The organism is Sinorhizobium chiapasense (genome assembly GCF_045277575.1).
GTDB classification, from domain to species: Bacteria; Pseudomonadota; Alphaproteobacteria; order Rhizobiales; family Rhizobiaceae; genus Ensifer; species Ensifer chiapasense_A.
Map to the genome: position 1 here is coordinate 2722501 of NZ_CP144205.1, position 12039 is coordinate 2734539.

At 63.2% G+C, this 12039-nt stretch carries 9 protein-coding genes (1 of these 9 only partly in view); 2 read left to right on the plus strand and 7 right to left on the minus strand.

Features of this window, described 5'->3' with window-relative positions; translation table 11 throughout:
- On the plus strand, positions 1-243 hold the 3' portion of the coding sequence (locus QM996_RS13190; protein ID WP_500267869.1) for a M23 family metallopeptidase. 1719 nt of this gene lie to the left of the window's left edge; the window shows 243 of its 1962 coding nt (coding positions 1720-1962); its start codon lies off the left edge, out of view; it ends in the stop codon at positions 241-243.
- Between the two features lie 125 nt (positions 244-368).
- Here the strand turns inward: QM996_RS13190 and clpB are convergent, their stop codons facing one another.
- Both clpB and QM996_RS13200 read right to left on the minus strand, forming a co-directional pair.
- The gene (clpB, locus tag QM996_RS13195) at positions 369-2975 is read right to left on the minus strand and encodes an ATP-dependent Clp protease ATP-binding subunit (RefSeq protein WP_500267870.1); all 2607 of its coding nucleotides are present in this window, start codon (positions 2973-2975) and stop codon (positions 369-371) included.
- 270 nt (positions 2976-3245) lie between these two features.
- Positions 3246-4268 (minus strand): SDR family oxidoreductase, encoded by a 1023-nt coding sequence (locus QM996_RS13200; protein WP_500267871.1) that lies wholly within the window; start codon positions 4266-4268, stop codon positions 3246-3248.
- Positions 4269-4397: 129 nt separating this feature from the next.
- On the opposite strand from QM996_RS13200, the gene QM996_RS13205 reads away from it, so the two are divergent.
- Positions 4398-4982, plus strand: a complete 585-nt coding sequence (locus QM996_RS13205; protein ID WP_500267872.1) for a TetR/AcrR family transcriptional regulator — start codon at positions 4398-4400, stop codon at positions 4980-4982.
- 198 nt (positions 4983-5180) lie between these two features.
- Here QM996_RS13205 and QM996_RS13210 read toward each other — a convergent pair whose 3' ends face one another.
- The 5 genes from QM996_RS13210 to QM996_RS13230 form a co-directional block, all read right to left on the minus strand.
- Positions 5181-5840: a DUF4167 domain-containing protein gene (locus QM996_RS13210; protein WP_500267873.1), complete on the minus strand. Its 660-nt coding sequence runs from the start codon at positions 5838-5840 to the stop codon at positions 5181-5183.
- Between the two features lie 333 nt (positions 5841-6173).
- Positions 6174-7043: a N5-glutamine methyltransferase family protein gene (gene prmC / locus QM996_RS13215; RefSeq protein ID WP_500267874.1), complete on the minus strand. Its 870-nt coding sequence runs from the start codon at positions 7041-7043 to the stop codon at positions 6174-6176.
- 3 nt (positions 7044-7046) lie between these two features.
- On the minus strand, positions 7047-8129 hold the full coding sequence (gene prfA, locus QM996_RS13220) for a peptide chain release factor 1 (RefSeq protein ID WP_500267875.1): 1083 nt from the start codon (positions 8127-8129) through the stop codon (positions 7047-7049).
- A 71-nt stretch (positions 8130-8200) separates the two neighbouring features.
- Entirely contained in the window at positions 8201-10468 is a 2268-nt protein-coding gene (gene ptsP, locus QM996_RS13225) for a phosphoenolpyruvate--protein phosphotransferase (protein WP_500267876.1), read from the minus strand.
- Between the two features lie 87 nt (positions 10469-10555).
- On the minus strand, positions 10556-11830 hold the full coding sequence (locus tag QM996_RS13230; protein ID WP_500267877.1) for an aspartate kinase: 1275 nt from the start codon (positions 11828-11830) through the stop codon (positions 10556-10558).
- Positions 11831-12039 lie beyond the last annotated feature (209 nt).

Below are 12039 nucleotides of genomic sequence, written 5' to 3' on the forward strand. Positions count from 1 at the left end.
GTCAAGGTAGGCAGCAAGGTCGTCCAGGGTCAGGTCATCGGCTGGGTCGGCACAACGGGTCTTTCGACCGGTCCGCACCTGCATTACGAGTTGATCGTCAACGGCAACAAGGTCGATCCGCTGCGCATCCGCCTTCCCGGCGGCAAGTCACTTTCCGGCGACGCGCTGGCGAAGTTCGAGAAGGAACGCGATCGCATCGACGAGCTCTTGAACAAGGACGGCGCCGAAGTCGCAAGCAACTAAAGCGGGTCGTTATCGCAAAGTCGCTCGGCATTTTTGCGCGACACGTTCTGGCGCCCCTCCCCTCTTCAAGGGCCTGCGCAAATGAAACGGCCGCCCCGAAGGGCGGCCCCATCTTTGATGTGTTGTCAGGCGGCTTCCTTGTCCGCCGTCGCTCCGCGCTTGAAGTTGAGGCGGTCGGAGCCGGCGAGCACCTTCACGGTCGAACCATCCGGGAACTCGCCCTGCAGCATCTTCTCGGCGAGCGGATCCTGCACGTATTTCTGGATCGCCCGCTTCAGCGGGCGGGCGCCATAGGCGGGGTCGTAGCCCTTGTCGGCCAGGAATGCGCGCGCATCGTCCTCGAGTTCCAGCGTGATCTTGCGCTCGGCAAGCAGCTTGCGCAGCCTTTCGAGCTGGATATCGACGATCGCGCCCATTTCCGAGCGGCGCAGCCGATGGAACAGGATGATCTCGTCCACGCGGTTCAGGAATTCCGGACGGAAGGCGGCCTTCACCACCTCCATCACCTGGTCGCGAACCGCATCGCTGTCCTCGTTCTCGCCGAGACCGGTCAGATATTCGGCCCCGAGGTTCGAGGTCATGATGATCATCGTGTTCTTGAAGTCGACCGTGCGGCCCTGACCATCGGTCAGCCGGCCGTCATCAAGCACCTGCAGGAGCACGTTGAAGACATCCGGATGCGCCTTCTCGATCTCGTCGAACAGCACGACCTGGTAAGGCCGGCGGCGAACGGACTCGGTCAGAGCTCCGCCTTCCTCGTAGCCGACATAGCCGGGAGGCGCGCCGATCAGCCGGGCCACGGAGTGCTTCTCCATGTATTCCGACATGTCGATACGCATCAGTGCGGTTTCATCGTCGAAGAGGAATCGGGCAAGCGCCTTGGTGAGCTCCGTCTTGCCGACGCCGGTGGGGCCAAGGAAGATGAACGAGCCGATCGGCCGGTTCGGATCCTGAAGCCCGGCGCGCGAACGCCGGACGGCGCGGGAGACCGCCTGCACGGCGTCACCCTGGCCGACGACCCACTTCGCCAGCTCGTCTTCCATCCTGAGCAGCTTGTCGCGTTCGCCTTCCAGCATCTTGTCGACCGGAATACCGGTCCAGCGCGAGACCACATGGGCGATGTTGTCGGGGGTCACGACCTCCTGCACCATCGGATTGGCATTGGCGTTTTCCTGGCTTTCGGCATCCGCAAGCTCCTTCTCGAGCTTCGGAATGACGCCGTAGGTCAGTTCGCCAGCACGCTGGAACTCGCCCTTGCGCTGGACGATCGCCAGTTCGTTGCGGGCTTCGTCGAGCTGCTTCTTGAGGTCAGCGGCGCGACCGAGCTTCTGCTTCTCCGCCTGCCAGCGGGCCGTCAGCGCCGATGCCTGCTCTTCGAGCGAAGCGAGATCGAGCTCGAGCTTCTCCAGCCGATCCTTCGACGACGCATCGGTTTCCTTCTTCAGGGCCTCGCGCTCGATCTTCAGCTGAATGACGCGCCGGTCGAGCTCGTCGAGTTCTTCCGGCTTGGAGTCCACCTGCATGCGCAGGCGCGACGCCGCCTCGTCCATCAGGTCGATCGCCTTGTCCGGCAGGAACCGGTCGGTGATGTAGCGATTGGAAAGCGTCGCGGCGGCGACCAGCGCCGAATCCGAGATCCGGACCTTGTGGTGCTGCTCGTACTTCTCCTTCAGGCCGCGCAGGATCGAGATCGTGTCCTCGACCGTCGGTTCCTCGATCATGACCGGCTGGAACCGGCGGGCAAGGGCAGCATCCTTCTCGACGTGCTTGCGGTATTCGTCGAGCGTGGTGGCGCCGACGCAATGCAGCTCGCCGCGCGCAAGCGCCGGCTTCAGGAGGTTGGAGGCATCCATCGCCCCGTCCGCCTTGCCCGCACCGACCAGCGTATGCATCTCGTCGATGAACAGGATGATCTCGCCGTTTTCGGACTGCACCTCGTTGAGAACAGCCTTCAGCCGCTCCTCGAACTCGCCGCGAAACTTCGCACCGGCAATCAGCGCGCCCATGTCGAGCGCCATCAGCCGCTTGTCCTTGAGGCTTTCCGGCACGTCGCCATTGACGATGCGCAGCGCCAGCCCCTCGGCGATTGCAGTCTTGCCGACGCCGGGCTCACCGATCAGCACAGGATTGTTCTTGGTGCGGCGCGACAGCACCTGGATGGTGCGACGGATCTCGTCGTCACGGCCGATGACGGGGTCAAGCTTGCCTTCACGCGCGTCGGCCGTCAGGTCGCGCGCATATTTCTTGAGGCTGTCGAACCCCTGCTCGGCATTGGCGCTATCGGCAGTGCGGCCCTTGCGGATGTCGTTGATCACCTGATTGAGCTTGGTCGGGGTCACGCCGGCCTTGGCAAGAATGCCAGAGGTCGCCGCCGAGCTTTCGATCGCAAGCGCCAGCAGCAGCCGTTCGACGGTGACGAAGCTGTCACCGGCCTTCTTCGCGGCCTCTTCGGCACTCGAGAAAACCCGTGCGAGCGGCTGCGACAGGTAAACGGAGCCATTGCCGCCGGAAACTTTGGGAAGCTTGGCGAGTGCCGCATCATTGCCGGCACGCGCCTCGCGGGCGTCGCCCCCGGCGCGCTCGATCAGCGAAGCGGCCATGCCCTGATCGTCGTCGAGCAGCACTTTCAGCACATGCTCGGGCGTGAACTGCTGATGTCCTTGCGCCAGCGCATAGGTCTGCGCCGATTGCAGAAAACCGCGCACGCGCTCGGAATATTTTTCAATGTTCATACTTTACCTCCATAGCCCGGCAAGCCCATCTCGTGGCACCCGTCGGTGTTTCAGGATCAAGCTCCCGCATTCGGCAAGCCTGTCAGTGTGGAGCGATCCCCGCCTTGCGCCGGATCAACGCATCCGAAGCGAATATGGGGCACCGATTTTGGAAATTAAAGAGCCGGCCATAGCCCCTGTACGGAAATCTGCAACCGAAAAATGCGGCCGCCTGACGGTTTGCCCCGCGGCCGCATTTGCCCGTCGAGGAGGCGAGCCTCCGCGGTTTTGCTATGCTGCGGTCATCGACCGTTCGGTGAAGGACGCTCCGAACTCCTTCATGCGCCGCACATAATAGGCCGGGTCGATCAGAACCTCCGGGAGGTAGAGACCGGGAGCCGACGCGTCACCCCCCTCAAGGCCGAGCATGCGTTCCACGGCGAGCGCAATCCCGAGGGCGGTCAACGGTGCCTGGCCCTCCGGCTGCACGATCTCATGACGTTGATCGAGTGGCAGGCCGTCCCTTCCCCGGCCCGCCATCTCGATGACGATCTCGGTCGAAAACGGCTCACCGCGACGCCTGCTTGCGGATTCGCTATAGGCGAGGTCCAGCCGGATGTTGGCGGCATTCGTCCGGGCCGCAAGCGCCATGACGTCGAAGGGCGAATAGGCAACCGCATCGAGTTCGACGCCGTCGACACTGACATAGCGCGCCTTGGAATCCTCGCCACCGGTCCAGTGGAGCCTGCCATCCTTGACCGTCAAAGCCGCCGGCGCGAAGCCGGTAATGCGGTTATAGTCGGCGAGCGCAGCCGGACCGCCCATGTCCTGTTCGTCGAGCAGGACCCCGATGCGGATCCGGTCGATCGCCTTATAGGCTTTTGCAAATTCGAGGATCGGGAAGACCGCGGCCCCGGCGAGCCAATGGCTGGCGAGCAGGATCGGCGCCTTGTCCGGCGCGTGGATATATTGCGCCATCTCCGGCCCCACCTCGAACGTGCCGCTGGACAGGCTGACATAGGGGATCCCGTGGCGCTGGGCATAGCGCATGGAGCTCAGCTTCTCGTCCTTGAGGAAGATGACGACGGCGCTGAAGCGCGGCGCGTCGCCAAGGCCGAGATCCGGCCGGTCCAGATCGACGCTGACACCGACGGCGTTTCCCACCTCCCGCGCGACGGCCTCTGCCTTGCCGAGATCGCGGCCGCCGACGGCGACCGGCAATGTGGGATGTAGCCGACGGATGATTTTCGCAGCCTGCGATCCGACAACCCCTGAGCCGCCGATCATCAAAACAGGCTGAAACTTGCTCGACATCTTCCTATCTCCTAAACGAAAGGTGTCCGGCTGACCACCGAACCTACCAATAGTAAGTTACTATTGGTAGATAAGTTGCCGAGCACCGCTTTCAAGAGACGTGGCGACGCGAAAAGAGGATTGCGATCGATGGCTACGACGAAAAGTCGAAAGCTCGCCAAACCCGAACGGCGTGCCCAGTTGATCGAGACCGCCAAGGCGATCCTGCGCGAATGCGGAGCCGATGCGCTGACGCTCGGCCACCTCGCCGAGCGTGCCGGCGTCAGCAAGCCGATCGCCTATGAACATTTCGGTACGCGCGAGGGATTGCTGATCGCGCTGTCCCAGGAAATCGAAGATCGCCACGCGACCAAGCTGCAGGCCGCGCTCGCCGAGGCGCCGAAACAGCTCGGTGCGGTCGCCGCCATCATCAGTTCGGTTTACATCGACTGTGCCGTCGACAGTGGTGAGGAATGGCAGGCGATTTCCGCAGCGCTGCGCGGCAATGCGGACATGATCGCGACACAGCAGCAACAGGCCGACGACTATGTCGCCATGATCCAGGCGGCACTCGGCCCCTTCGCGAAGATCCCGGCCGGCGATTTGCGTCTGCGTTGCACCGGCATCGCGGGGGCAGCGGAGGCGATCGGCCGCGAACTGATCCGAGGCCGGACGAACGAAACAGCCGCGAGTGCCAATCTTGCGGCACTGATCGTCGACAGCGTCGACCATTGATCGCCAACGGCTACTGTATGTTTTTGTCCTTTAATCGTCGCCGATTAAAGGACAAAAACATACAGCGCTTCAAAGTGCTACAGCGACCTTCGCGCGTCCGATAAGACGCGCGGCGCTGTAGGCAAAGAAAAACCCGGCCATGCAATGCCGGGTTTTTGTCATGCCCCTGAAGGGGCAATGTCGTTGTCAGGTCGCCGCTTACTCGGAAGCGGCAAGCACCGGCGCTTCCGAGGCGGCATCGCCCGAAGGCTGGGCATCGTCGGCAGCACCTTCCTGCGCGCTGCGGCGCGGACGGCGCGGACGCGGCGTATTGCGGCGGCGTGACGCGGCGCGGCCGGAGGCGGCCGGGGCTTCCTCTTCCATCGCCACTTCCGCCGGCGTGCCTTCGATTACCGGCTGCGGACCCGTACCATCGATAACGACGGGCTGCGGCTCGGCGGCAGGTGCTGCGGCAGGCACGGCAACCGGGGCCGGCATATCGTCGACATAGACCTGATCCAGATCGTCCTGGTCCTGCTCGGATGCATCGTGGCCGCGGAAATCCTGACGGTCCTCGCGCTGGAACCGGTCCTGCATCTGCGCCTGTGCGGCAGCAATGATGCGGTTGTAGTGTTCGGCGTGCTGCAGGTAGTTTTCTGCCATCACCCGGTCGCCGGAACTCTGGGCATCGCGCGCAAGCGCTGCGTACTTCTCGGCGATGTGCTGGGCAGTACCGCGAATCTTCACATCCGGGCCGGAGCTGTCGTAGGTCCGCGTCAGCGGGTTCGAGCCCTTGCGGTTGTGATTGTTGTTGTTTCCATTGTTGTTATTGTTGTTATTCCGCCCGCGGCCGCGCTTGTTTTGCTGTCCTGGCCTCATAGTACATTCACCCGAATTCTCTTGATAATGATGATCATGTGGTTTCGTCTTCCGGCCGGATCCGTTCACGCCCGGCAGAACACGCACCGCTGCGCTCGCACAACGGCGGCTTCGGCGCCGACTGACGTCAAATTAACAGGTACCTGCACAAGGCACTTGTTGAACCCTAGCAACTCTTTCTTGAGAGCAATCCCCGTGGCCAGGTCATACCGGAACGAATCTTAGGTCCATGACCTTCTGCCCAGTGCGCGGGCAAACTAGCCCGCTTCCTCTGGGATTCCAAGCCCTTTCTTTGCCTGTGCAAGAAAGAAGATGCGTCAGTGCAGCATTTTTTCAACGGTTGATGTCGCGTTCGAAGATCAGGACGCGGTCATTACCGCCAAGATCCTTCGCCTCTTCACGCAGACGGAAATTTTCGGCGTTAAACAGCGCCGTCACCGCCTCTTTCTGGTCGAAACCGATTTCCAAGCCTATCACGCCATTTGTCTCAAGATGATGACCAGCCTGAGAAGCGATGGCGCGATAGGCATCAAGCCCGTCTACTCCGCCATCAAGCGCTGCGGCCGGGTCGTGAAGTCTCACCTCCGGCTCAAGCTCATGAACGACACTGGACCGGATATACGGCGGATTTGAGACGATCACGTCGTAGCGTCCGTCCACCTTTTCGTACCAGTTGCTGAGAAGCGGCTGGAATCGATCGGCAAGACCAAGAGCGGCTGCATTCGCCGTCGCCGTTGCCAGTGCGTCCTGCGATATATCGGTAGCCGTGCCCCTTGCTTCAAGAACCTGCGACAGCAGCGCGATACAAATCGCTCCGGTACCGGTGCCGAGATCGATGAGGGCGCAATTTCCCTTTCGCGCCACCACCTCGCGCAGATAGGGGATCATCCGATCGACGAGCGTCTCGGTATCCGGGCGCGGCTCCAGCGTTTCCTTCGAAAGCTTCAGTGGCAGGCCGAAAAATTCGCGTTCACCCAGAATGCGGTAGACCGGTTCGCGCGCCAGTCGCCGCGCCACCGCCGCCCGGATCTTCGCGGCATCCGCCTCCGACACGGGTTCCCTGCCCCGCGATACGACCGCGCTCAGCGACAGGTCGAGCAGGCCGGAGATCAAATGCCGGGCGTCGAGCGCCGCATGCTCGATACCGCCTGCCTGCAGGCGATCGCGGCTTTCGGCGACGAGGCTTGCAAGCGTTTCGGCCATGGCTCAGCCCCGCTGTTCGCCGAGTTGCGCCAACTGGCTTGCCTGATAATCGGCGAGCAGCGCATCGACGACCTCGTCGATTTCACCCATCATCATCCGGTCGAGCTTGTAGAGCGTCAGGTTGATGCGGTGGTCGGTCAGGCGGCCCTGCGGGAAGTTATAGGTGCGGATGCGCTCGGAGCGGTCGCCCGAGCCCACCTGGCTCTTACGGTCGGCCGAACGTTCGCTGTCGGCGCGCTGGCGCTCCAGGTCGTAGAGGCGCGAGCGCAGGACCTGCATCGCCTTGGCCCGGTTCTGGTGCTGCGACTTTTCCGAACTGGTGACGACGAGCCCGGTCGGAAGATGGGTGATACGCACGGCCGAATCCGTCGTGTTGACGTGCTGACCGCCGGCGCCCGACGAGCGCATCGTGTCGATCCGGATATCCTCGGGGCGGATCTCGATATCGATGTCTTCGGCCTCAGGCAGCACGGCGACAGTGGCGGCCGACGTATGAATGCGGCCGCTCGCTTCGGTCTCCGGCACGCGCTGCACCCGGTGCACGCCGGATTCGAATTTCAGCCGCGAGAACACGCCGCGCCCGGAAACCGTCGCAATGATTTCCTTGTAGCCGCCGGCTTCGCCGTCGCTTGCCGAAAGCACCTCGACACGCCAGCCTTTTGCGGCGGCATAGCGCTCGTACATGCGAAAGAGATCGCCGGCAAAGAGCGCCGCTTCCGATCCACCGGTGCCGGCGCGAATTTCGAGGATCGCACTCTTCTCGTCGGCCGCATCCTTCGGCAGAAGCAGGATCTGGATTTCCTGCTCCAGCGTCTCGATCGTCGCTTCGACCTCGGGCTTTTCCATTTCGGCGAGATCACGCATCTCCCGGTCGGTCGACTTGTCGGCGAGCATGGCGTTGATGTCGGCAAGCTCGGCCATCGCCTTCTCATAGGCGCGGATCTTCGTCACGACCGGCTGCAGTTCGGAATATTCCGAGGCGAGCTTGACATAAACGTCCGCAGCCGGGCCGGCAGACATGCGGGCCTCGATCTCACCGAACCGCCGTTCCAGTTCGCGCATCTTTTCAACGGGAAGCTTTGCCAAGTCTCACTCCAAATGCGTCTCCCCTCGCCCGGATCGGGGTCCGGACGAGGGTCACGACGCGTCAATTCAATCTAAACCGGAATGCCGTTTTCCGCGGCGAAATCCACCAGCATCTGGCGAACGGGCGTCTGGTCGCGCGTGTCGTCCAGTGCCGCGTTCAGCGCGGCAGCAAGCTTGCCCGCATCGAGCGCCAGGAGCATCGCCTTGACCGGTCCCACCGCCGTCGGCGACATCGACACCGAACGGAAGCCCAAGCCCAGCAACGCCATGGCCGAGAGCGGCTTGCTCGCCATCTCGCCGCAGAGCGTCACAGGCGTATCGTGCCGGTCGCCGGCGCGCACGATGTCACGCAGGATCCTGAGGAACGGCCGTCCGAGCACATCGAAACGATCGGATACACGGGCGTTGCCGCGGTCGACCGCCATCGCGAACTGGAAGAGGTCGTTCGAGCCGACCGAGACGAAATCCACTTCGGTCATCAGCTCGTCGAGCTGCCACAGCAGCGCCGGTACCTCCAGCATCGCGCCGAACTGCAGCTTGCGCGGCAATTGTTCGCCAAGCTTCGACTGCCGCTCGATTTCCTTCTGCAAGAGGTCGCGTGCAATCCTGAGCTCGGAAACCTCGGTGACCATCGGCAGCATCAGCTTGAGCTCGGCACCGGCCGCAGCGCGGAGCATCGCGCGAAGCTGGGTCCGCAGAAGACCCGGCCGGTCCAGCGACAGTCGGATCGCCCGCCAGCCAAGCGCCGGGTTTTCCTCTTCCGCCGCGCGGAAATAGGGAACGACCTTGTCGCCGCCGATGTCGAGGGTGCGGAAGGTCACGGGCTTGCCACCCGTCTGTTTCAGCACATTGCGGTAAAACGCTTCCTGTTCTTCCGCCTTCGGCATGGTCGAGGCGATCATGAACTGGAGTTCGGTGCGGAACAGGCCGATGCCCTCCGCACCCGCCTCGTTCAGATGCGGCAGGTCGACGAGCAGGCCGGCATTCATTTGCAGCGTGATGCGCTTGCCGTCCTTGGTCAGCGGCTCGACATCCTTCAGCGCCCTGAACTGCGCCTGGCGCCGCGCCCGGAAGCGAACCTTTTCCTCATAGGCGCGCTGCAGGTCGGCGAGCGGCCGCAAGTGCACCTTGGCATCGTCGCCATCGATGATGATCGCATCGCGGTTTTCCGCGAGCGCGACAGCCCCCGTCGCCTGTCCGATCACCGGAATGCCCATGGCACGGGCCACGATCACCACGTGGCTGGTGACGGCGCCCTCTTCGAGCACCAGGCCGCGGACGTTTTCGCGCGGGTAGTCGAGCAGTTCGGCAGCGCCCATGGCGCGCGCGACGATCACCGCATCGTTCGGGAAGTCACTGGCCGAGAGCTTGGCGCCGTAGCCGGAAAGCTGGCGCAGCAGACGGTTGGCCAGATCGTCGAAATCATGCATGCGCTCGCGCAGATACGGATCCGTCAGGCGGATCATGCGCGCCTTGGTTTCGCTCTGGACGCGCTCGACTGCGGCTTCCGCCGTCAGACCGTTGCGGATCGCCTCTTCGAGCTTGCGCACCCAGCCCCGGTCATGCGCGAACATGCGGTAGGTTTCGAGCACCGCCCGATGCTCGCCCTCCATCGACACCTCACGGCGCGACAGCATGTCGTCGATCGAGATGCGCAGCGACCCCAGCGCTTCGGCAAGCCGCTGCAACTCCTGGTCGGTATCCTCGTTGAGCAGGTTGGTGACGACGATCCTCGGTTCGTGCAGGACGACATAACCGAGGCCGATGCCTTCGCCGTAGCTGTTGCCCTCAATCGAGACGGGACGCGAGAGATCGAGCTCGAGGCCGGGCTTGGTGATCTTCTTGAGCTCGCCAGTCGCCACCATCTCGGCGAGAACCATGGCGGTGGTCTCGAGCGCCTCGACCTCGTCCTCGCGATAGTTGCGCATCGCCTTGTTCTGGACGACGAGTACGCCAAGTGCACGGCCCGTGCGCAGGATCGGCACGCCAAGGAAGGAGTGGTAGATCTCTTCGCCGGTTTCCGGCAGGTAGGTAAAGGCCGGATGCGACTGGGCATCGGAAAGGTTGAGCGGCCGCGCCGAGGCGGCAATGGTGCCGACGAGGCCCTGCCCCATCTTCAACTGCGCCAGGTGGACGGCGGCCTTGTTCAGACCTTCCGTCGCGTAGAGTTCGAGCACGCCGTCGGAACGCAGGACGTAGACCGAACACACTTCCGCAACCATGTTCTGCGCGATCTGGCGCACAATACGGTCAAGGCGCTCCTGCGGCTCCAGCGGTTCCGCCATAAGCTCGCGCAACCGCTTGAGGAGAACGCGCGGACCTGCGGAAAGGTCTCTCATCGCGTAGGGTCTCCCGAAATAGAGTAGACGGCGACAGCCGGACGCGCGGCGTAAACCGCCGCGAATCCCAAATCAGTCGCCTGTCGATTAACTCTTATCGAGACCGTAAGCGGAATGCAAAGTGCGAACCGCCAATTCCGCATAGGGACCGTCGATCAGGATCGAAATCTTGATCTCGGAGGTGGTGATCGCCTTGATGTTGATGCCCTTCTCGGCGAGCGCGCGGAAGGCGGAAGCAGCGACACCGGCGTGGCTGCGCATGCCGATGCCGATGACCGACACCTTGACGAGGCCAGCCTCGGACTGAACGACGTCGTAGCCGATCTTTTCCTTGTTGTCGCCGAGCACCTTCAGCGCCTTGTCGACGTCGCCCGATGGAACCGTGAAGGTCATGTCGGTCTTCGAACCGTCCTCGGAAATGTTCTGGACGATCATGTCGACGTTGATATGGGCTTCGGCGAGCGGTCCGAAGATCGCGGCGGAGACGCCCGGCCGGTCGGCGAGACGGCGCAGCGAAATCTGGGCTTCATCCTTGGCATAGGCAATGCCGGTTACGACTTCCTGTTCCACGATCTCATCCTCATCACAAATCAGCGTACCGGGCGGATTGAGAAGGTCACCCATGCCCGGCGCATCGGGATCTTCGAAAGACGAACGCACGAAGGTGCGGACCTTGTGCACCATGGCGAGCTCGACCGAGCGCACCTGCAGCACCTTGGCGCCGAGCGATGCCATTTCCAGCATTTCCTCGAACGCGATTTTCTTCAGCCGCCGCGCCTTCGGCTCGATGCGCGGGTCGGTCGTGTAGACGCCGTCGACGTCGGTATAGATGTCGCAACGGTCGGCCTTGACGGCAGCGGCGATCGCAACCGCCGAGGTATCGGAGCCACCGCGGCCGAGCGTGGCGACGCGATTGTCCGGGCCGAGGCCCTGGAAGCCGGCGACGACGGCCACCTGGCCCTCGCCCATGCGGCGGATGATTTCGGCACCCTCGATGTCGAGAATGCGCGCAGCGCCATGGGCGTTGTCGGTGCGGATCGGGATCTGCCAGCCCTGCCAGGAGCGGGCGTTGATGCCCATCGACTGCAGCGCGATTGCAAGAAGACCCGAGGTCACCTGTTCGCCGGACGCGACGATCGCGTCGTATTCGCGCGCGTCGTAGAAGGGCGAGTTGGCGCCGGTGGTCTTCGGCATGTTCTGCACCCAGCCGACCAGCTCGTTGGTCTTGCCGGACATGGCGGAAACGACGACGGCGACTTCATGGCCGGCATCGACCTCGCGTTTCACATGGCGGGCGACATTGTGGATGCGGTCCAAATCAGCGACGGAGGTTCCGCCGAATTTCATCACGATGCGTGCCATGTGCCTCTACCGGTACCCAATTTTGCGCGCGCGAGGCGCGCGTGACAGGAAAGCCCCCGCCGGCGCCCGACGGTCAAAAAGCTTGGGAGACTTCTCGGACATCGGCAGTCACCGCTTCGGGGAGCGGAAAGTCGCGGCGTCTCTTAGCGGATCAGGGGGCCGCACGCAATGGCAAGCGGACACAGATTCGGGCCGCGCCGACGGCTCGG

Bases quoted from the DNA above. Each gene is read 5' to 3' on its own strand.
- ptsP (WP_500267876.1), bottom strand. From the start codon at position 10,468: ATGAGAGACCTTTCCGCAGGTCCGCGCGTTCTCCTCAAGCGGTTGCGC.
- prmC (WP_500267874.1), bottom strand. From the start codon at position 7,043: ATGGCCGAAACGCTTGCAAGCCTCGTCGCCGAAAGCCGCGATCGCCTG.
- clpB (WP_500267870.1), bottom strand. From the start codon at position 2,975: ATGAACATTGAAAAATATTCCGAGCGCGTGCGCGGTTTTCTGCAATCG.
- QM996_RS13210 (WP_500267873.1), bottom strand. From the start codon at position 5,840: ATGAGGCCAGGACAGCAAAACAAGCGCGGCCGCGGGCGGAATAACAAC.
- QM996_RS13205 (WP_500267872.1), top strand. From the start codon at position 4,398: ATGGCTACGACGAAAAGTCGAAAGCTCGCCAAACCCGAACGGCGTGCC.
- QM996_RS13230 (WP_500267877.1), bottom strand. From the start codon at position 11,830: ATGGCACGCATCGTGATGAAATTCGGCGGAACCTCCGTCGCTGATTTG.
- QM996_RS13200 (WP_500267871.1), bottom strand. From the start codon at position 4,268: ATGTCGAGCAAGTTTCAGCCTGTTTTGATGATCGGCGGCTCAGGGGTT.